Below are 21,810 nucleotides of genomic sequence, written 5' to 3'. Positions count from 1 at the left end.
CGAGCGCGTTGTATTCTGCATAGCAGCGACTTATGTGTTGAAAGATCAGAATCGGTCAGAGAGTGAGTGTAGGTCATTTTTTGTTCGGCGCGTTAGAATTGACTGCATTTAACTATAATTCATATAGATGAATAAAATAATATAAACGCTTTTTCAAATATATCGGCGGAAATGCCTCGTTTATCGGCGCTTTTTCGGATATATCAGCGCTTTTTTAAATATATCGGCGATTCGACACGAAATAAAGACCCCTCGGCAGTATTCGACATGCACGCAGAAAGGAACTAACCTAAAAAGGCTCCTAGGTTAGTTCCTATTCTTATTTAGAAGTGGACACTTCTCATGCATTGTTCTCATAAATAAATCGGGGTCTTTTGGCAACGATATAAGAGCTATATCATAATTACTATAAGTAATTTCTACACGCTTAAACGTCCAAGCGGGTGCGGAAAGTAAGTTGTAAGTATATCTGATGCTCGTTATTTCATGGAGCGGAATCATAATTTTAAAGAAACCAAATACAGCAATGAAATGTGTATTTGTAATCTCGTGATAAGAATGAAATAGTGCCTATAGAAGCATAAGTATAATGAGCAGCATAATGATTCCACCTATAATGGAGCCCGTATCAGCTTCTTTTGCAAAAAAGAGAATAAAAGGTATGGGACATAATGCAATAATGAGTAGAGACAGCAGTGGATTGCGTTGAATTGAAAATTGCATGAGTTACACATCCTTATTTTGGATTATTACGCTTAATTTAAATAAAAACACACAAAATCACTAGAAAATTTTACCCATTCGTCATATTTCTTTGTATAAATTTTATAAATTTCCTGTATAATACAATTTGAAGGAAAATCTATGATTAGACAAGAAGACACCGCTTTCAGTTTGCTCGCTGAAAGCGGTGTTTCTTTTTGAATACATTTCAAGAAAAAGTGAAACAATCTCTTTTGTTAAGTCTGAAGGGATTGTTCGCGTTGTAGAAATTCCGCCCCGCTGATTACCTCAGCGTATACGTCGTTTAAGGAAGCTAGAATTGTATTGTGGATGTATACAGCGGGAATAGAAGCATTTTTAAAGATTAGGTCTTTCGTTGCACACGCGTCATGCACTACTGTACATGTAAAGCCAAAATCAAAGGCAGCTCGTACTGTAGCATCAATGCACATATGGGTCATCATACCGCATACAACGACTTGTTCAATTTGTAAATGTTGTAATTCTTGTAATAGTGGCGTCTCTCGAAAACTATTAGGAAAATGCTTAAGTATAACCCTTTCCTGTTGAAAAGGACGAACACTTTCATGGATATGTACGCCCTCTGTATTCGGAAGAAAAAACGTTGCATTTTCCTGTACGGAAACATGCTGAATATGAAAAATAGGCTGATTCGTTTCACGGAAATGTTGAAGTATGCGCTTTGCATATTCACTTGCTTCATCGGCGTTTCGCAGTTCCATCTTTCCATCTGGAAAATAATCATTTTGGATATCAACGAGTAAAAGAGCAGTTTTCATTTCAGTTACAGCCTCCAGTTTTCAATTTTGTATTCGTTTAATTATTCCATTACTTTAGAGGGTTTTCCTTTGTGAAAAATGTGAGATGAAGAAATTTACACTAAATTAAAATTAAATTATTTTCGTTTTTAATAAACCTGTTTAGAAATAAATTTTCCTGTTTTAAATAAAATGGGAATTAAACTTGCTAATACTCCTGCTACTATAAGTGTGGATAAAAATAACTCTCTAAAAGTTAATTCGTTGTTTTTAAAAAATTGATAAAGAATGAAACTATTAATAGGAATATTCAATAACATGCCAGTTAAAAGGCCTGGGGCATATCTTTTTAATAAGATAGTTGCAAGTAAATGAGGAAAAATAGCATTAATAATCATTGAACCCATGAAGCCAATAAGAATATATTTAGCCAGACTTGAACTGGGGAAGAATAGATAATAAAAAGTTGAAAGGTAAGCCAATGAAGTAATAACAATAACTGCAAAATAAAATTCGTTTTTTCCTATAGGTTTATGGAATTTTGAGGCGTGATTTGACCACGTTGGTAACCATACTGCTTCTTCTAAGTTATGCAATGTAATAGCAAATAAAAATAAAATAACCAATCCTTTCAATAGAAATCCCCCCTTTGTCTAATCTGTTTCTATTAAATGATTATTGTGTATTGCAATGTTAATGCATTATTTTTAAAAAAATCTGCCCTTGTTTAGTTGAACAATGGAAGTTTAAGCAGGGGAGACCAGGATTTTTCCTAGTCTCTTCTTATATAGTTATTCAATTGTCACACGTTTTAAAGAAGTTTCCGCAGGTTGTTTCTGCTCCTGTATATAAGAAGCGAGTTCTTCATGAAGCATGTTCAGTACCTCGTTTGCTCGTTGCTGAAGCGGAGCAGGTAATCTGTTTATAACATACCCTCCAACTTCTATCTTCGTCCGAATCATTTTTCGTAGTAAATCTTCAGGCATGAACGACACCTCCAAATCGAATGTTGAGTACATCACCTTCAAATTTTGCCCCTTGAATGGCTAAATGCGTTAATGTTTTTGGTAATGTAATGTTTCGTTTTACGGAACCGGCGCGAATGATAAGTTCGTCACCTTTTTGATTTAAAGAGAGTTCACTTTTATCGGAGAATGGGATGGAAAGAACAAAGATATATTCATCTCCGTTTTTTGTAACGTACTGCGTCCGGCCGTTGAATTTCACCGCAGTAGGATCCGAATCATTTTTAAATAAAGCATCGCCGACACGCTCTAACATAGATAAGCCAACTACTTCTTGTTCAAACATAGGTGCCTCGTAAATAGGAAGGGGCTGAAAACTATCTTGAATTAATGCTTTATATTTCTTTTGAGCATCTTTCCATGCTTGAAAATATGAATCTGTTACAGTATCAGGGATGACGCGATTAATCATGATAGCATCAACGTTGTAGTCATATAAGTTTAAATATGTGAAGCTGCGCTGTGCTTCTTTAATCACCATTTTTTCTGGATTTACAACAACGCGAATGCTTGTTACTTCTCGGTTGGATAAAATATCTCTCATTTCACCGAGTTGTTCGAGAGTATGTGTTAATTCTTCCATGGCATCATCAGTAGGAAGTGGGAATCCAATAAGCGGCTGTGCAATAGGACGTACAACTTTTAATACTTTACGTTTAATTGGAAATAGCTTTTCCATCCACCAGCTGAGCATATCAGGAAAGCTTAACATTGCTAATGTTTCGCCAGTTGGAGCACAATCAATAATAATGACATCATATGTTTTTTGTTTATAGTAATCTAATACACGCAGTAAACTAATTAAATCTTCCATACCGGGGAACATCGTAAGTTCCTCTGTAGTAATATCGTCAGCCGCTTTTGATGTAAATAGCAATGTAATATATTTTTGCAGTTTACCCCAGCCCTTTTCCATTTCATAGATTGTATTAATTTCTTGCGCCCATAGGTTTTCACAAATTTCTTGCGGTTCTGATGAAAGCTTCATACCAAAGGAATCTCCTAAGCTATGTGCAGGGTCTGTGCTCATGACTAACGTTTTTAATCCTTGCTTTGCACTTTGCATTGCTGTTGCTGCTGAAATACTTGTTTTTCCCACGCCGCCTTTACCTGTGTATAAAATAATTCTCATCATTTTTATCCCCTTTGTTTCGATAGTCGAATATTACGAGAGTCGAAATATATCTTAGAATAAAAACCCGCAGAGGGGTCTATTCAATCGGAATGCTTTTGATCTTAGGTGAAGTAAGCTTTTCTTCTGGTTTTTGTTGTGATGTAGCAATATGATTCATTATTTTTTGGAAGATCTGCAGTAAAAATGCTTTTTCTTCTTCTGATAGAGCTTCTGTTACAAGGTTAAAGTAATAAGCAGCATTTTGTTTTACTTCTTCTACAAGTTCTATACCAGTTTCCGTTAAACGAATCAATACAATGCGACGATCACTTTCATTTCGGTAGCGCTCAATATATCCCTTTTTTACAAGACGATTGACTACACCTGTTGTTGTACTCATTGGAATATCGAGAAGTTCCGCAATTTTACTCATCGTAATGTCTGTATTTCGCTCCATCCATAGTAGACAAAATACTTCTGTTTTTGAAAGTGATAAATCAAGACTTACCCATTCTTCTGGATAGAAAAGCTTCTTGGCGTTATCGAGCAGTAAATCTAAAAAATGTTCGTATTGCAGCAATTATTTCCACTCCCGTATATTTCGAGGTTCGTAATATATGTTTCATTCTATGTTCAATTGTAATAAATGTCAAATGTTTTTTAATTTTTCAGACTAAATCCATTTTATTCTTTATAAAGAACTATATATATGCTAGAGTAATACAAAAGATAGGATATTTTACATATTTCTTCATAATATGGATAATGACACCCTATTTAATAATGAATTGAGCAATGACAAGGGGGAGAACAATGAGAAAGAGAAACACCCAAGCGTTCACGTTTTTAGCATGGACTTCTTTTGTTTGTGCGCTTTCTGGTATGTTAATTGGTATTTATACGCTAGATGAAACACTTAGTGTAAAAGGCTATTATTTAATTGGTACATTATTTTTAACAATGTCTAGTTTTGTGCTGCAAAAAACAATTCGTGATAATGAGGAAGATAATGAACACCTTCCGAAGAAAGAACCAATTGAAAAGTAATAAAATGACAGGGAAGGCAAAAGCCTTTCTTTTTTTTGTGTAAAAATATTGTAAGTACTGTGTGTTGACTTGCTTGAACTACTGAAAATTTGGTATCATCAATAGTATTGTAGATTGTACGATATATTATGGAGGTGGCCTAGCCGTGTCAAGAATTTCCGTTGAGAATGTAAAGCACGTTGCCCATTTAGCGCGTCTTGCAATTACAGATCAAGAAGCAGAAAAATTTCAAAAACAACTCGATGCAATTGTTACATTTGCAGAGCAGTTAAATGAATTAGATACAACAAACGTAAAACCAACAACTCACGTACTAGATATGAAAAATATTATGCGTGAAGATGTACCTGAAAAAGGTTTACCAGTTGAAGAAGTATTAAAAAATGCACCGGATCACAAAGAGAATCAAATCCGTGTTCCAGCAGTATTAGAATAGAGGAGGGGAATTTCGATGTCATTATTTGATCATTCTGTATCAGAGTTACATAAGAAGTTAAACAGCAAAGAAATTTCCGTTACGGATTTAGTAGATGAATCTTACAAACGTATTGCGGATGTTGAAGATAAAGTACAAGCTTTTCTTACACTAGATGAAGAAAGTGCACGTGCAAAAGCGAAAGAATTAGATGCGAAGTTAGGCGCTGAAGATAACGGTTTACTATTTGGTATGCCAATTGGTGTGAAAGATAACATCGTAACAAAAGGTCTTCGTACAACATGTGCGAGCAAAATATTAGCAAATTTTGACCCGATTTATGATGCAACAGTTGTGCAAAAGCTAAACGCTGCTGACACAATTACAATCGGTAAATTAAACATGGACGAGTTTGCAATGGGTTCTTCTAACGAAAACTCTGGTTTTTATGCAACAAAGAATCCATGGAATTTAGATTATGTTCCAGGTGGATCTAGCGGTGGTTCTGCGGCAGCAGTAGCGGCAGGAGAAGTATTATTCTCTTTAGGTTCTGATACAGGTGGCTCTATCCGTCAACCAGCTGCATATTGCGGCGTTGTTGGTTTAAAACCAACTTACGGACGTGTATCTCGCTTCGGTTTAGTTGCGTTTGCATCTTCTCTTGACCAAATTGGACCGATTACGCGTACAGTAGAAGACAATGCATACTTACTACAAGCTATTTCTGGTGTGGACCGTATGGATACAACTTCTGCAAACATTGAAGTTGGGAATTACTTAGCTGGTTTAACAGGCGACGTAAAAGGCTTACGCATTGCTGTACCAAAAGAATACTTAGGTGAAGGTGTTGGCGAAGAAGCTCGCGAATCCGTACTAGCTGCTTTAAAAGTGTTAGAAGGTATGGGCGCAACTTGGGAAGAAGTTTCGCTTCCACACTCTAAATATGCATTAGCAACATATTACTTAATCTCTTCTTCTGAAGCGTCTGCAAACCTTTCACGCTTTGACGGCGTACGTTACGGCGTTCGTTCTGATAATGTGAATAACTTAATGGACCTTTATAAGAATACGCGTAGCGAAGGCTTCGGTGACGAAGTAAAGCGTCGTATTATGCTTGGTACATTTGCACTTAGCTCTGGTTACTATGATGCATATTACAAAAAAGCACAACAAGTACGTACATTAATTAAAAATGATTTTGAAAATGTATTTGCAAACTATGATGTTATTATTGGACCAACAACGCCAACTCCAGCGTTTAAAGTGGGCGAAAAAGTCGATGATCCAATGACAATGTATGCAAATGATATTTTAACAATTCCAGTAAACTTAGCAGGTGTTCCAGCAATTTCTGTTCCATGTGGATTCGGTGCAAACAACATGCCACTTGGACTACAAATTATCGGTAAACACTTCGATGAAGCAACAATTTATCGCGTTGCACATGCGTTCGAGCAAGCAACAGATTATCATACAAAAAAAGCAAGTCTGTAAGGAGGCGAGCACAGATGAATTTTGAAACAATTATCGGTTTAGAGGTTCACGTTGAGTTAAAAACGAATTCGAAAATTTTCTCTGCGAGTCCAACAGAATTCGGAGCTGATCCAAATACACAAACAAGTGTAATTGACTTAGGATATCCTGGAGTGCTTCCAACTCTAAATAAAGAGGCAGTTAACTTTGCAATGAAAGCTGCAATGGCATTAAACTGTGAAATCGCAACAGAAACAAAATTTGACCGTAAAAACTATTTCTATCCAGATAACCCGAAAGCATACCAAATTTCTCAATATGATAAACCAATTGGGGAAAATGGTTGGATTGAAATTGAAGTAGGCGGTAAAAAGAAACGTATCGGTATTACACGTCTTCATTTAGAAGAAGATGCAGGTAAATCAACGCATACAAGCGAAGGCTACTCACTAGTAGACTACAACCGTCAAGGTATGCCATTAATCGAGATCGTATCTGAGCCAGATATGCGTACACCAGAAGAAGCGTATGCATACTTAGAAAAGTTAAAATCAATCATTCAATATACAGGCGTATCTGATTGTAAGATGGAAGAGGGTTCCCTTCGTTGTGATGCGAACATTTCCCTTCGTCCAGTTGGACAAGAGAAATTCGGTACAAAAGCGGAATTGAAAAACTTAAACTCTTTCACTTACGTACAAAAAGGTCTTGAATTTGAACAAGTGCGTCAAGAAAAAGAGCTATTATCAGGTGGTATCATCCAACAAGAAACACGCCGCTATGATGAAGCGACAAAGAAAACAATCTTAATGCGTGTGAAAGAAGGATCTGACGATTACCGTTACTTCCCAGAACCAGATTTAGTAGAGCTTTACATCGACGATGAGTGGAAAGAGCGCGTTCGCGCTTCTATTCCTGAGCTTCCAGATGCTCGTAAAGTACGTTATGTTGAGGAGCTTGGCTTACCAGCTTACGATGCACACGTATTAACGTTAACGAAAGAAATGTCTGATTTCTTTGAAGCAACAGTTGTAGACGGTGCAGACGCGAAATTAACATCAAACTGGTTAATGGGTGAAGTATTAGCATACTTAAACAAACAACAAAAAGAATTACAAGACGTAGCACTAACACCAGCTGGTTTATCTAAAATGATTCAATTAATTGAAAAAGGTACAATTTCGTCTAAAATTGCGAAAAAAGTATTTAACGAATTAATTGAAAATGGTGGAGACCCAGAAGAAATCGTAAAAGCAAAAGGTCTTGTTCAAATTTCTGACGAAGGAGCGCTTCGCAAAATCGTAACAGAAATTCTTGATAATAATGAACAATCTATTGAAGATTTCAAAAACGGTAAAGACCGTGCAATTGGCTTCTTAGTTGGTCAAATTATGAAAGCAACAAAAGGACAAGCAAATCCGCCGCTTGTGAATAAAATCTTACTTGAAGAGATTAACAAGCGATAATAAAGAAAAGCGGAGCCGACTGTTTAGCCCTGACGGATAAGGTTCTTAGACGCGAAGGGCTAGGAGGCAGAGCTGGACAAAAAGAAAAGCGGAGCTAGACAGTAACAACAAAGATTAATCAGAAAAACACCCATATTTGGGTGTTTTTCTGGGTTAATCAAACGTTTGTTTAAATGGTCTTTCATTTAAACAAACGTTTGATTAACTGACAAATATATGCAAAATGCTGTCATGTTAAGTATGGTAAGATAGTTGCAAAAAGCTTGTAATAATGATAAATCTAAATTTAGGAAGAATTTTTTTATCATATGAAATAATTAGGGCTTTAATGTGAAAAATGAAGTTATATGGCTTCGTGAGAGTGAAGAATGGAAGGAGGGTATGCATAGGAATGCTAAGTAAGTGCTTAGCGGCTATTCCTTTCCCTTTTTTGATGAATGAGGGTTTTCCTGTGCTAATGTTATATGAAACGAGCAAGAATTATTTATAATCCAACTTCTGGTCGTGAGTTGTTTAAGAAAAACTTACCGGAAGTATTGCAAAAATTAGAACAAGCAGGGTATGAAACGTCATGTCATGCGACGACAGGTCCTGGAGATGCAACTGTGGCAGCGAGGCAAGCGGCAGATCGTAAGTTTGATGTTGTGATTGCAGCAGGCGGCGACGGTACATTAAATGAAGTTGTGAATGGGTTAGTTGGAAATGAACATCGTCCAAAGTTCGGAATTATCCCAGTTGGAACAACAAATGATTTTGCTAGGGCGATTGGTGTACCTCGTTCAATTGAAGAAGCCGTTGATATCATTTGTGCTGGTCAAACAGTACCTCTCGATCTAGGAAGAGCAAATGATACATACTTTATTAATATTGCAGGCGGAGGCCGCATAACTGAATTAACATATGAAGTACCAAGTAAGTTAAAAACGGTACTTGGACAACTTGCGTATTATTTAAAAGGTATTGAAATGTTACCATCCTTACATCCAACATATGTAGAAATTGAATATGACGGAAAAATATTACGAGAAGAAATTACAATGTTTTTGATTACAAATACACGATCAGTCGGCGGCTTTGAAAAAGTGGCACCGTATGCATCTATTAATGATGGTTTGTTTGATTTGTTAATATTAAAAAAAGGATCGATTGCGGACTTAATTAAAGCAGCTACACAAGCGCAGCGCGGTGAACATATCAATAATCCGAAAGTGTTATATACACAAGCAAATCGAATTAAAGTACATTCAACAGAAAAATTAATGATTAATTTAGACGGTGAATACGGCGGTGATGCACCGATGGAGTTTGAAAATATGTATCACTGTTTGGAATTATTTGTTCCAGAACAACAGGAAACTACCTTGTAAAAGGTAGTTTTTTTGTGAAGAAGGGAAAATGAATACAAACTGAAAAACCGATATAAAAAACCTTTCTTTTTTGGGGTGGCGAGAGCAACTGGCCATGCATAGAAGCGGTCAGTGCCCTTTCATGCCACATGCCATGTTTAAAACAAAGGGAGAAAGCGAGAGCAGATCATGTTGTGTTTTGCATAGCAGCTTATATAGAGAAACCTTTTAGATAAGTCATTAAAGACTCGTAATCAGTCTTTAATGACTTATTTTTGTGTCGAAACGTACGGAAACATAAGAGAATCGTGCATTGATAAGTTGGCATACAATTTGCATTATAAAAAGTAAATGACTAAAAGAGGTGGAGAATATCATGAAAACAAATTTTGCTAAGGTTAATCAAAATATTCCGGGTTCAAAGGCAGCTTCATTATTTGAACGCCGTCAAAATATTGTACCAAGAGGAGTAAGTAACGGAATTCAAACATTTGTCCAATCGGCTCAAGGAGCGCTTGTGACAGATGTGGATGGAAATCAATTTATCGACTTTGCGGGAGCAATCGGTACAATTAACGTTGGACATTGTCATCCGGCTGTTACAGAAGCTCTTCATAAGCAAATTGATCAATATATCCATACAGGTTTTAACGTAATGATGTATGAGTCGTATATTGAATTGGCAGAAAAGCTAGCTGCGTTAGCACCGGGTGACTTTGATAAGCAAGTCTTGTTTTTAAATAGCGGAGCTGAAGCGGTTGAAAATGCAGTGAAAATTGCTCGTAAGTATACGAAACGAACAGGGATTATTGCCTTTACAAAAGGGTTTCACGGCCGCACATTAATGACGATGACAATGACAAGTAAAGTAAAGCCATATAAAAACGGGTTTGGTCCATTTGCACCAGAAGTGTATAAAGCTCCATTTCCTTACGAATATCGCCGTCCAGCAGGCTTAACAGAAGAACAATATGAAGATTTCATTATTGAAGAGTTTAAAAATTTCTTAATCACAGAAGTTGCACCAGAAAGTATTGCTGCTGTTGTAATGGAGCCTGTACAAGGAGAAGGCGGCTTTATTGTTCCAGGTAAAAAGTTTGTGAAAGAAGTGCACCGTTTATGTGCTGAACACGGTATTTTGTTCGTTGCCGATGAAATTCAAACAGGATTTGGCCGTACGGGGAAATACTTTGCGATTGATCATTACGATGTCGTACCGGACTTAATTACGGTATCAAAATCGCTAGGGGCAGGTGTGCCAATTAGCGGTGTAATTGGCCGAAAAGAAGTAATGAATGAGGCTACGCCGGGTGAATTAGGCGGAACGTATGCTGGAAGTCCATTAGGATGCAGTGCTGCATTAGCTGTTCTTGAAGTAATGGAGAAAGAAAGTTTAAATGAAAGAGCTGTGCATATTGGAAAAATAGTGATGGATCGTTTTCATCAAATGGCTGGAAAATATGAATGCATTGGTGATGTTCGCGGATTAGGAGCGATGTGTGCTTTTGAATTAGTGAAAGACAAAATGACGAAAGAGCCGAATAAAGAACTAGCTACCAAGCTTATTGCAGAAACAAATAAGAGAGGCTTGCTTCTATTAACGGCAGGTACGTACGGAAATGTCGTTCGTGTTTTAATGCCGCTTGTGATTACGGATGAGCAGCTTGAAGAAGGACTTATGATTCTAGAAGAATCGCTTCAATTTTGTTATGGAAAAGTAGATAAAGCGCACGTGTAAAAACCCCCTTTCTTTTAGGTGGGCGAGAGGGTCTGGTCATGTATAGAAGCGGTTAGTGCCCTTTTCTGCCACATGCCAGGTTTAAAACAGAAGGAGAAAGCGAGTGCAGATCATGTAGTGTTCTGCGTGGCCCGACTTATATGTTGAAAAAAGACATAAAACCTTCTTTTCTTTTTAGATGTCGAGAGCGTCTGGCTATGCGTGGAAGCAGTCAGAGTCTGCTTCTGTCTGCTAGGTTTAAAACAAAAGAAGAAAGCTAGTGCAGGTCACGTTGTATTTTACCTAGCTATGAAATATTTAGTTTAAAAACTTGTTTGCCACTGTTCCCATGCTCCCTGTTATATAATGATAAGAAAGCATTATATAAATTGGACGTGTTTGCATATCAATGCATCTTAAAAGGTAAACTCTGTAGTATTTCAAAACAGGGTTATGAAACTTTTAAAATATTTAAACCTCAGGGAGTGACTGGGATGGTGGCGGAAAAGGAACGAGCGTTTATAGATTTGAAAGATGTATTTGAATACGCTTTTGATGAAATTTTTGTAACAGATGAGAAAGGGATTGTCGTTCGTGTAAACAGCATGTGTGAAAGGCATTACCAGTTACCAGCGGAACAATTAATTGGTAAGAGTGTAAAAGAGCTGCAAAAGGAAGGGATTTTTTATCCGTCGGCAACTCTTGAAGTAATTGAAAAAAAGAAGCCGATTGAACTTGTGCAAACAACAAAATCGGGAGAATATTTACATGTTCGAACGCGACCGGTTTTTGATGATCAGGGGAATTTACGAAGGGTCATTAGCTACTCGCGTGATTTAACAGAACTCTATCAACTGCGTCAACAGGTAGAGACAATGACTGATCAATTAAAAACGTATAAAAAAGAATTACGAGAAACATATGAACATGAAGGACTTATTTTTAAAAGTGCAGCTATGGAGAGAATAGTTGAAACAATAAAAAAGGTATCTGTAGTCGATAGTACAGTTCTTGTTTTAGGAGAGACCGGAGTTGGAAAAAGCCGATTAGTACGCCATTTACATGAACTGAGCCATCGGAAAAATGAAATGTTTTATGAAATCAATTGTGCAGCTTTGCCAATGAATTTAATTGAATCCGAATTATTTGGATATGCAGGCGGTTCTTTTACAGGTGCGCATCGTGAAGGGAAAAAAGGGATTTTAGAACTGGCTCATAAAGGGACGCTCTTTTTAGATGAAATCGGAGAAATGCCTCTTGAAATTCAAGCGAAGCTTTTACAAGTATTACAGGAAAAAACGTTTCGCTCGGTAGGAGGAAGAGAATTAAAAAAAGTAGATGTTCGCATTGTAGCTGCAACGAATAGAAATTTGCAAGAGATGGTAAAACAGGGAACGTTTCGAAAAGATTTATACTACCGTCTTAACGTTATTCCAATTTATATTCCTCCTTTACGTGAGAGGCAGGAAGACATTTTACCGCTCGTTTCTTATTACTTGCAGCATTTTAACGAGAAGTATGGACGCAGCGTGACATTATCCCCGCATGTGTTACATGCATTTTTAGAGTATCCTTGGGAAGGAAATAACCGAGAAATAGAAAATGTAATGGAACGTGTTGTCATTACTGCAGATGAGCTTGTTACAATGGAGGATTTGCCGTTATCTATGCAAAAATCGACAATTGAGCAATCGGGGAAAAGTTTGTATGAAATGTTAGAAGAAGTAGAGCGCAGTATTATTTTGAAGGCGCATAAGGTACACGGGTCAAGCTATAAAGTAGCAGAAGCGCTAAAAATTAGTCAGTCTGCAGCAACGAGAAAAATTAAAAAGTTTATTGAAGAGGAAGAAGTATCGATGAATACAAATTGAAAGACGCGACTTAAAAACCCCCTTCTTTTTTGGGAGGTCGAGAGCGTCTGGCCATGCATAGAAGCGGTCAGTGCCTGTTCCTGCCACGTGCCATGTTAAAACAAAAGGAGGAAGCGAGAGCGGGTCCTGTTGTGTTCTATGATGCCGCGGCTTATGTGTTGAAAAACTTTCTCTTTGGGTGGGCGAGAGCATCTTATTTTTTAGGTTACATAAAAAGGTATATCATAGTGAATATAAGGGAGGACGAATAAATTGGATAAAAAAGCAATGTTAGATAAGAAAGCGATGTACATAAATGGAGAGTGGATTCATTTGCATGAGCAAATTGAAATTAACAATCCTGCTACACAAGAAGTGTTTGCTACTGTTCCGAAAGGCGGGGTAACGGAGGCGAAGCAGGCAGTGGATGCTGCGCATGAAGCATTTAAGACCTGGTCGAAGTTAACGGCAGCAGAGCGTGCAAACAAATTGAAAAAGTGGTTTACATTAATTGATGAGCATAAAGAAGAAATTGCCGCTATTATGACAAAGGAACAAGGAAAACCGTTCCCAGAAGCGCTTGGTGAAGTGAATTATGCAAATAGTTTTGTAGAATGGTATGCGGAAGAAGGAAAGCGTGTATATGGCGAAATGATTCCTGCTTCTCATCCGAATAAGCGAATCCTTGTAACAAAACAACCTGTTGGTGTAATAGCAGCAATTACGCCGTGGAATTTCCCGGCAGCTATGATTACAAGAAAAGTGGCACCTGCATTAGCGGCTGGCTGTACGGCAGTTGTGAAACCAGCAAGCCAAACGCCGTTAACAGCATTAAAGCTAGCTGAGCTTGCACATGAAGCAGACATTCCAAAAGGTGTTTTAAATATTGTAACAGGCAGCGCGAAATCAATTGCTGATACATGGATGAATGATGGACGTGTGAGAAAGGTATCCTTTACTGGATCAACGGAAATTGGTAAAGAATTAATGCGTGGTGCTGCAGAAACAGTGAAAAAAGTTTCCTTAGAATTAGGTGGTCATGCACCGTTTATTGTAATGAATGATGCAGATTTAGATAAAGCTGTAGAAGCGGTAATCGGTTCGAAATTCCGTAATGCTGGTCAAACGTGTATTTGTACAAATCGAGTGTTTGTTCAAGAAGATGTATATGAAAACTTCGTAGAGAAGTTCCAAAAAGCTGTAGGAGAGTTAAAGGTAGGGGACGGTTTTGCAGAAGATACAACTGTCGGACCGCTTATTGATGTGTCAGCCGTTGAAAAAGTGCAAGAGCATATAGAAGATGCAATTCAAAAGGGTGGAAAAGTACTGAACGGAGGACAAAAGATTGCAGAATTAAACGGTCACTTTGTTCAGCCAACCGTAATCGGTGAAGCAAATGATGATATGTTATGTATGACAGAAGAAACATTTGGGCCGCTTGCACCTGTTTCCAAGTTTAAAACAGCTGAAGAAGTAATTGAGCGTGCCAATAACACGCCATATGGTCTAGCAGCGTATGTCTTTACAACAAATATTAGCCAAGCATTCCAAATTAGTGAAGCATTGGAATACGGAATTATTGGCTTAAATGATGGTCTTCCATCGGTTGCACAAGCACCATTTGGTGGATTTAAAGAAAGTGGTATTGGCCGTGAAGGTGGTTACTTCGGAATTGAAGAGTATTTAGAAATTAAATATATTTCATTAGGACTATAAAAGAGAATCGCATCAACGAAACCGTTGATGCGATTCTTCATTCTTATCCAGCATTAGCGGGCAGTAAGACCCCACCTTAAGATTGAGAGAGAAGCAAAGAAGATAGGTGGAGGATAACTGCACGTAAAAGCTCGATTGGGAGGGCTGACCATCAGTGGGGGATGAAGAAAACCCCCACTGATGGAAGTTTCATTTTATTAAAACGCCCAATTCCCTTTACGGAAGATTGGTTCATGTGTACCATCTGCTGTAATACCATCAATATCTAGTTCAGCAGAACCGATCATAAAGTCTTCGTGTGTAATACTAGAGTTTGCACCGTTTTCTGCAAGTTCTTCTTTTGACATTGTTTTACCGCCGTCTAAGTTAAAGGCATAGGCATTGCCGATTGCTAAATGGCAAGATGCATTTTCATCAAACAATGTATTGTAGAATAAAATATTTGTATTAGAAATAGGTGAATCGTGCGGTACTAATGCAACTTCTCCTAAGAAGTGAGCACCTTCATCTGCTTCAATTAAATGTTTTAATGTTTCTTCCCCAACTTCAGCTTTACAGTCTACAATGCGCCCGTTTTCAAATGTAAGCGTAAAGTTATCAATTACATTTCCGGCATACACTAATGGCTTTGTACTTGTTACATAGCCATTTACACCTGTTTTTAATGGCATTGTAAATACTTCTTCAGTTGGAATGTTTGCCATGAATGGTACATTCTTTTCGTTGATGCTGCCAGCGCCTACCCATAAATGTTTTTCAGGAAGTTCGATTGTTAAATCTGTTCCTGGTCCTTTGTAGGATAGTGCTTTATAGTGTTTATCATTTAAATAATGTACTTTTGTATGTAAGTTATCGTTATGTTCATTCCATGCTTCAACTGGATTTTCTAAATTAGCACGAGTTGCTTGGAAAATTGCGTCCCATAATTTTGCTACTTGCTCTTCTTTCGATACGTCAGGGAATACTTTTGCTGCCCATTCCACTGTTGGAACAGAAATAACACACCAGCTTACTTTATCAGCTTGCATATATTCACGAACTGTTTTCATCGCTTCTCCAGCTGCTCGATTTGCGCTTGCAATGCGCTTTGGATCTACGCCTTTTAATAAATCAGGGTTTTCAGCGTAAATAGATAAAAATGCTGCCCCTTCTTTTGCTAGTTCTTCACGTGCGTGCGCTTTCCAAGCAGGGAATTCAGAAAAGGCTTCTTCTGGTGCTAAGTCGAATTTTAAGCGTGTTAAATGTTCATCAACCCAATCGACATATACATGTTTTGCTCCGGATTCATAAGCTTTTTTTGTAACAAGACGAACGAACGGCGCAGCTTCAATTGGCGCACCAATATTTAACGTTTGTCCCGGCTGAATGTTTACTCCGACATTTACGGCTAGTGCAGCATACTTTTCTAATGTTTGTTCAAATGACATATGTATTCTCCTTTGTTTCAATATTTATTATATACATAATACAGGAAAATTCTGAAATTATAAATAGAACCCGATTGTAACCGGGTTCTATTTTCTTATTTAATTGCTAATGCAAATTGTTCTACAGTCGTATTGTTATGAATACGGACACGTTTCATACGTAATAACTCATCTGGTTCACCTTTTGTAATAAATTGTCCAGGTTTCGTTGTTGTCGCAAATTGATAATATTTTTTCGTTTCTGCCACAACATGATCATTTACATGGCCAAATGGATAAGCAATCGCAATAACAGGTTTTCCGGTAACTTTTTCAAGTTTCTCCTTCGAACCTTTTAGCTCTGCTTCATAGTTTGTGATTTTTGGTAAATCTGCATGTGTTGCTGTATGAGATTGAACAGAAAAAATGCCGGAGTTTACCATTTCTTTTATGTCAGCTGTAGATAGAGAACCATCTGTGTCAATGGAATCGGTAATCATATACTCTGTTGCAGTTGGTTTGAATTTATCATCTTTTAGCTTTTGTAAAATATGAAAGGCGTTTAAATTGTTTTTCATACCGTCATCAAATGTAACGAAAATAGGCTTGTTCACTTTGTTACTGTCGTCCCAACGTTCAAAGGTTAAAAGTGTATAGCCATTATCTTTTAAATACTTCATTTGCGCTTCAAAGTTGGCAGGGGAGACGAATAGGTCTTTAATACCGCTGCCTTCTTTATAATCATCAATCGCATGGTACATGAGGATCGGTGCATGCTGTTGAAAGACAATTGCTGCTTTTGTAAGTGGAATTGTTTTTCCATCTTCTTTTACACCATTTGCTTCAATTTGATATTCCCCGCGCTTTCCTTCAAATTCCTTCAAATCGAACGGTAACGAAAAATGATTCGCTTTTTCTTTAGAGGAAAATGTTTTTACACTTTCTTTTCCATCCGCGGTGCGCCAAATTTTGTACTGCACCTCTGTAAGGGGATCTTTTACATCTTTTGTATAGATAACGGTATTTCTTGATTCATATGTAATTGGATTCCATGAAATGGATCCTTGCGGCTGCACTTTCTCTTCTGTTTTCTTAGCTGTTTGCTGCTTGGAAGCCGCTGCTTCTATTTTCGGTTCTGTTTGGGTCGTATTCGTACAACCGGCGATGAACAGAGTAGAGAGTAGTATAGTAGAAATATATTTTTTCATAGCATAAGCACCCTTTAGTCAAATTGTATAGTTTAAGACTGCTTTGGGAATAAAAACAGCCTTAAACTATATAAATCCATTTTCATTTTTCCACATATCAGTCGCTGTTATGCAGTAGGAATTTGTATGTAGATAATTAATTGCGCTCTCTTACTAATGCTGTAAATTCACCCATTGTTGTGTTAGGACCGACAAAATGACGTTTAATTAAATATTGTTCGTTCGGTGTACCTTTCGTCAAATGATTGCCGTGATCTGTTGTTACTGCAAATTCGTAATGTTTTTTTGTTTCTGTAACAGCTTGATCGTTATAAGAGCCTACTGGATACGCAAGAGCAATTATTTTCTTACCAGTAAGATTTTCAATTTTTTCTTTTGAAACGCGTAATTCTTCATCGTAATTGTTTGAATAAGCCATCATCGCATGAGTAGATGTGTGCGACTGGATAGAGAAAATACCAGAATCGACCATCTGTTTAATCTCATCTTTTGAAAGACGATTTGGTGCATCAATATCATTGGCAACGACAAACTCTGTTGCTGCTGGGTGAAATTTGTCATCTTTTAAACTTTGTAAGATTTTAAGGGCATTCATATTATTTTTTCGGCCGTCATCTAACGTTATAAAGACAGGCTTATTGACACGATTTATATCACCCCAGCGTTCAAAAGTCAGCATTGTATACCCATTATCTTTTAAATATTTCATATGTGATTCGAACTGTGCTGGCGGTACATACAAACCTAACTCACCGTCACCTGGTCCTGAGTATTTTTCAATTGCATGATACATTAGAATTGGTACAGACTGTTGGAATGTAATTGTAGATTTAGCAAGAGGTGCTTGTGTGCCATCTTCTTTTAATCCTGTTGTTTCAATCTGATATTCCCCGCGTTTCAAATTGAAAGCTTGTAAGTGGAATGGGAAAGCAAAGTTACGTTCTTTTTCAAGTGATGAAAATGTTTGTTTGCTTTCAGGGCCATCAGCAGTGCGCCAAACGTGGTATTGTACTTCTTTAAACGCATCTTTTAAATTGTTCATATAGAGCACAGTGTTTTTTGCATCAGGTGCAAAAGGCTCCCATGTTATATTCCCTTGTGTTAAGGGAACGTCGACTGTTTTCGCTTCAACTTTTTTCGTTTCCTTTTGCTTCTCGGCAGCTGCATCTTTTTTCTGTTTATCACTAGTTACACTAGTGTTGCAGCCTACGAGAATAGTAGAAGAAAGTAAAGCCAGTAGTGCATATTTCTTCATCATATCCATCCTTCTATTGTGTATTATATCCTTGTTAATCATATCACTCTCAAATGAAGAGGGGAATATCCTTTTTTGGATAAATACGACAAAAATGTCGCATTTTTTAATTTTATCAGAATTGCGCGAAAAAAATGCTAAGAAATAGAAAGATAGCTTCCTATTTTTAAAATAGGAAGCTATCTGTACAGTTAAATAAATAATCCTGCGATTGTCGCAGATAAAATAGAAGCTAATGTTGAAGCGCAAAGGAGTTTCCATCCAAAGCGTGATACAATGCGCCCTTGTTTTTCAGATAGAGCACGAATTGTACCAACGATTGCGCCGATTTGGCTAATGCTTGCGAAGCTAATTAAGAATACTGTAACAATCCCAACTGTGCGCGGAGATAATGTTGTCATGATTTTCTTTAAATCAAGAATCGCAACGAATTCGTTTAATGCAATCTTCGTTCCCATAATACCGCCAGCAGAAATAATATCATGTGCTGGAATTCCCATTAAGAAAGCAAACGGTGAAAGAATGTAACCGAAAATTTGTTGTAGTGTAATTTTATAACCAATTGCACCTGAAGCGGAAGTGATTACGAAGTTTACAACTTCCATTACACCGATAAAAGCAATCATTAATGCCGCAACAATTCCAGCTACTTTTAAACCGTCTAATGCACCGTTAATCATCGCATCGATTAAGCTGTTGCCAAACATATTTTTATCGAATTTTTGAAGCTTTTCATCCTCTTGTGCTGTATCAACTGGTGTTAATAATGAACAAACGATAAGACTAGAGAATAAGTTTAGCGGTAAGGCTATTAATACGTATTTTGTATCTAACATCATCACATAAGAAGCTGTGACGGAAGCTGATACAGAGCTCATTGCCGAACAGCAAATGATAAACATACGGTTTGCATTAAAATGCTGCAAATCATTTTTAATAACAAGTAATGCTTCACTTGATCCAAAGAAGACCGAGTTTACAGCGTGGAACGATTCCACACGCGGCAAACCTGTAATTTTTGAAATTGCACCGCCAACAACGCGAACGATAAAAGGTAAAATGCCAAGATAACTAAAAATAGAAAGTAGTGCAGAGAAAAAGACAATAATTAATAATACGTTGAAGAAAAAGACAAAATCTTTATGAATGCCGTTAAATAAAAAGTCCACGCCTGTCGTACCAAGTTTAATTAATTTATTGAAGACTTGACCGATCCAAACAATAATTTGCTGACCAACCTTTGTTCCAAATACAAACCAACCAATTAAAATTTGGAAAACAAGCATAATAATAATAGCGCGGAAATTCACTTTTGCTCTGTTGTTAGAGAAAGCAAAGCAAATTCCTAATACGGCAAGAATGCCGATGATACTCATTACATAGTGCACAAAATTTTCTCCTTTCAGATGTGTATATAAATAGAAGAGTAAACCTCAAAGGTTTCAAGTCATACGTATGATGTCTGACCTTTAAAATAGAAATAAAAAAAGACCCATACAGATCGGCTTCCTTCTATGCGAGAAAGCTAATCAATATGAGTCTTTATATACAAAAAAAGCTAATATTCATTAGTTTTCCCCATAGTCCAACAATTTCCGGTTGTCGGGTAGAGACTCTCGATCCATATCATCAAGTATATATGAGGTAACACCATCCGTATGCAATTAGTAGTAGCGTAACATTAATAAAGAATTATCGTCAATAGATTTTTTCTTCCAATGGCTAAAGAGCGAGGGAATATGGTAAAATGTAACGCAGTGTTATGAAAAAAGAGAGGTCGGAAAATGAGTAATAAAATGACGCCACCAGTTGAAAAAAACGAGTTTATAGATGTAGTGTTTGAAGATTTAACACATGACGGTGCCGGTGTTGCGAAAGTAGAAGGCTATCCTATTTTCGTAAAAAACGGATTACCAGGTGAAGAAGCGCAAATTAAAATTATTAAAGTAAAAAAGAACTTTGCCTTTGGTCGTTTAATGAAAATCCATAAAGAAAGTCCATACCGTAAAGAGGCGGAATGCCCAGTATACAATCAGTGCGGCGGTTGTCAGTTGCAGCATTTAACATATGAAGGGCAACTACAAGCAAAAGAAAAACAAGTACGCGACGTGATGCAGCGCATCGGCGGACTACATGATGTACCGGTTCACCCTGTCCTTGGCATGGAAAATCCATGGGTATATCGAAACAAAGCACAAGTACCAATAGGCGAACGTGAAGGCGGACTTGTCGCTGGCTTTTACCGCCAAGGAACGCATGACATCATTAATATGGAAACGTGCTTAATCCAAGCAGAAGAAAACGATACATTAATTCAAGAAGTAAAACGTATTTGTGAAAAGCATGGCATAACAGCGTACAACGAAGAGCGCCATAAAGGCACACTTCGTCACGTCATGGCTCGCTATGGACAAGTAACAGGGGAAATCATGCTTGTCTTTATTACACGTACGGCAGAACTTCCAAACAAACAGGCAATCATCGAAGAAATCACAGCGAAGTTCCCAAGCGTAAAATCGGTCGTCCAAAACGTAAACAACAAACGTACAAACGTCATTTTCGGCGACACAACAACAGTCCTGTACGGATCGGAATATATTTATGACTTTATCGGTGATATTAAATTTGCTATTTCAGCACGTTCTTTCTATCAAGTAAACCCAATACAAACGAAAGTACTATATGACAAAGCACTAGAGTACGCAAAATTAGATGGAAACGAAACGGTCATCGACGCATATTGCGGTATCGGAACAATCTCTTTATTCCTAGCGCAAAAAGCAAAAAAAGTATACGGCGTTGAAATTGTACCAGAAGCAATCGAAGACGCAAACCGAAACGCCGCGCTCAACAACATGACAAACGTTGAATTTGGCGTAGGCGAAGCAGAAGTAGTCATCCCAAACTGGTACAAACAAGGCATCATCGCCGACACAATCGTCGTCGACCCGCCTCGTAAAGGCTGCGATGAAGCACTATTAAACACAATCATCGACATGAAGCCAAAGCGCGTTGTATATGTATCATGTAACCCGGCGACACTTGCTCGTGATTTGAAGGTGCTTGAAGAGGGTGGGTATAAGACGCAGGAGATTCAGCCTGTGGATATGTTCCCGCATACTACGCATGTGGAGTGTGTGGCTTGGCTTAGCTTAGTTTAAAAGAAGGCAAATAACAGCGCGGAGTATCACAAGAGCGTAGTCATACAATCCAGATATTATCACTGATGGTTCGGCGGGAAACTTTGACGATACCATCAAAGAAAGTATC

Annotated in this window: 20 protein-coding genes and 1 riboswitch; of the genes, 9 read left to right on the top strand and 11 right to left on the bottom strand. The window is 37.6% G+C overall.

Going from position 1 to position 21,810, the window contains the following annotated elements; genetic code table 11:
• Positions 1-306 precede the first annotated feature (306 nt).
• The 7 genes from MR076_RS26875 to MR076_RS20940 form a co-directional block, all read right to left on the bottom strand.
• A complete protein-coding gene (locus tag MR076_RS26875; RefSeq protein WP_396021727.1) occupies positions 307-546 on the bottom strand; it encodes a PH domain-containing protein in 240 nt (79 codons plus the stop codon).
• A 24-nt stretch (positions 547-570) separates the two neighbouring features.
• Positions 571-723, bottom strand: coding sequence for a hypothetical protein (locus MR076_RS20965; RefSeq protein WP_242223900.1), 153 nt, complete (start codon positions 721-723; stop codon positions 571-573).
• A 236-nt stretch (positions 724-959) separates the two neighbouring features.
• On the bottom strand, positions 960-1,523 hold the full coding sequence (locus tag MR076_RS20960; RefSeq protein WP_242223899.1) for a cysteine hydrolase family protein: 564 nt from the start codon (positions 1,521-1,523) through the stop codon (positions 960-962).
• 128 nt (positions 1,524-1,651) lie between these two features.
• Complete coding sequence (locus MR076_RS20955) at positions 1,652-2,137, bottom strand: HXXEE domain-containing protein (protein ID WP_242223898.1); 486 nt, start codon at positions 2,135-2,137, stop codon at positions 1,652-1,654.
• Positions 2,138-2,293: 156 nt separating this feature from the next.
• On the bottom strand, positions 2,294-2,488 hold the full coding sequence (locus tag MR076_RS20950; RefSeq protein WP_242223897.1) for a DUF3926 domain-containing protein: 195 nt from the start codon (positions 2,486-2,488) through the stop codon (positions 2,294-2,296).
• Positions 2,481-3,662, bottom strand: coding sequence for an ArsA family ATPase (locus MR076_RS20945; RefSeq protein WP_242223895.1), 1,182 nt, complete (start codon positions 3,660-3,662; stop codon positions 2,481-2,483). Before MR076_RS20945 ends, MR076_RS20950 begins: the two co-directional genes overlap by 8 nt.
• A gap of 76 nt (positions 3,663-3,738) precedes the next feature.
• Positions 3,739-4,221 (bottom strand): MarR family winged helix-turn-helix transcriptional regulator, encoded by a 483-nt coding sequence (locus tag MR076_RS20940; RefSeq protein ID WP_242223893.1) that lies wholly within the window; start codon positions 4,219-4,221, stop codon positions 3,739-3,741.
• A gap of 233 nt (positions 4,222-4,454) precedes the next feature.
• Here MR076_RS20940 and MR076_RS20935 point away from each other — a divergent pair, with 233 nt between their 5' ends.
• The 8 genes from MR076_RS20935 (at position 4,455) to MR076_RS20900 (ending at position 14,671) form a co-directional block, all read left to right on the top strand.
• Complete coding sequence (locus MR076_RS20935; protein ID WP_242223891.1) at positions 4,455-4,688, top strand: YiaA/YiaB family inner membrane protein; 234 nt, start codon at positions 4,455-4,457, stop codon at positions 4,686-4,688.
• Between the two features lie 145 nt (positions 4,689-4,833).
• Positions 4,834-5,124, top strand: coding sequence for an Asp-tRNA(Asn)/Glu-tRNA(Gln) amidotransferase subunit GatC (gene gatC / locus MR076_RS20930; protein WP_020062440.1), 291 nt, complete (start codon positions 4,834-4,836; stop codon positions 5,122-5,124).
• Positions 5,125-5,139: 15 nt separating this feature from the next.
• Positions 5,140-6,597: an Asp-tRNA(Asn)/Glu-tRNA(Gln) amidotransferase subunit GatA gene (gene gatA, locus MR076_RS20925; RefSeq protein ID WP_242223888.1), complete on the top strand. Its 1,458-nt coding sequence runs from the start codon at positions 5,140-5,142 to the stop codon at positions 6,595-6,597.
• 14 nt (positions 6,598-6,611) lie between these two features.
• A complete protein-coding gene (gatB, locus tag MR076_RS20920) occupies positions 6,612-8,042 on the top strand; it encodes an Asp-tRNA(Asn)/Glu-tRNA(Gln) amidotransferase subunit GatB (protein ID WP_242223886.1) in 1,431 nt (476 codons plus the stop codon).
• 464 nt (positions 8,043-8,506) lie between these two features.
• Complete coding sequence (locus tag MR076_RS20915; protein ID WP_242223884.1) at positions 8,507-9,409, top strand: diacylglycerol kinase; 903 nt, start codon at positions 8,507-8,509, stop codon at positions 9,407-9,409.
• A 355-nt stretch (positions 9,410-9,764) separates the two neighbouring features.
• Complete coding sequence (gene gabT / locus MR076_RS20910; protein ID WP_242223881.1) at positions 9,765-11,126, top strand: 4-aminobutyrate--2-oxoglutarate transaminase; 1,362 nt, start codon at positions 9,765-9,767, stop codon at positions 11,124-11,126.
• Between the two features lie 473 nt (positions 11,127-11,599).
• Positions 11,600-12,976, top strand: a complete 1,377-nt coding sequence (locus tag MR076_RS20905; RefSeq protein WP_242223879.1) for a sigma-54 interaction domain-containing protein — start codon at positions 11,600-11,602, stop codon at positions 12,974-12,976.
• Positions 12,977-13,261: 285 nt separating this feature from the next.
• Entirely contained in the window at positions 13,262-14,671 is a 1,410-nt protein-coding gene (locus tag MR076_RS20900) for an NAD-dependent succinate-semialdehyde dehydrogenase (RefSeq protein WP_396021726.1), read from the top strand.
• A gap of 197 nt (positions 14,672-14,868) precedes the next feature.
• On the opposite strand, the gene MR076_RS20895 is transcribed toward MR076_RS20900, so the two are convergent.
• The 4 genes from MR076_RS20895 to MR076_RS20880 all read right to left on the bottom strand — a co-directional run bounded on the left by MR076_RS20895 (position 14,869) and on the right by MR076_RS20880 (position 19,928).
• A complete protein-coding gene (locus tag MR076_RS20895; RefSeq protein ID WP_242223875.1) occupies positions 14,869-16,098 on the bottom strand; it encodes an aminopeptidase in 1,230 nt (409 codons plus the stop codon).
• A 95-nt stretch (positions 16,099-16,193) separates the two neighbouring features.
• Positions 16,194-17,285 (bottom strand): polysaccharide deacetylase family protein, encoded by a 1,092-nt coding sequence (locus MR076_RS20890; protein WP_242223874.1) that lies wholly within the window; start codon positions 17,283-17,285, stop codon positions 16,194-16,196.
• Positions 17,286-17,421: 136 nt separating this feature from the next.
• A complete protein-coding gene (locus MR076_RS20885; RefSeq protein ID WP_242223936.1) occupies positions 17,422-18,540 on the bottom strand; it encodes a polysaccharide deacetylase family protein in 1,119 nt (372 codons plus the stop codon).
• Positions 18,541-18,731: 191 nt separating this feature from the next.
• Positions 18,732-19,928, bottom strand: a complete 1,197-nt coding sequence (locus tag MR076_RS20880) for a NupC/NupG family nucleoside CNT transporter (protein WP_242223872.1) — start codon at positions 19,926-19,928, stop codon at positions 18,732-18,734.
• A gap of 173 nt (positions 19,929-20,101) precedes the next feature.
• Positions 20,102-20,203, bottom strand: a riboswitch (purine riboswitch).
• Positions 20,204-20,324: 121 nt separating this feature from the next.
• Here MR076_RS20880 and rlmD point away from each other — a divergent pair.
• Complete coding sequence (gene rlmD, locus MR076_RS20875; RefSeq protein WP_242223869.1) at positions 20,325-21,701, top strand: 23S rRNA (uracil(1939)-C(5))-methyltransferase RlmD; 1,377 nt, start codon at positions 20,325-20,327, stop codon at positions 21,699-21,701.
• Positions 21,702-21,810: the final 109 nt, after the last annotated feature.

The organism is Bacillus cereus group sp. BfR-BA-01380, from assembly GCF_022663535.1.
Lineage (GTDB): Bacteria > Bacillota > Bacilli > Bacillales > Bacillaceae_G > Bacillus_A > Bacillus_A cereus_BB.
The sequence above is the reverse complement of the archived record's forward strand: the minus strand, read 5'-3'. Positions and strand labels throughout refer to the sequence as shown.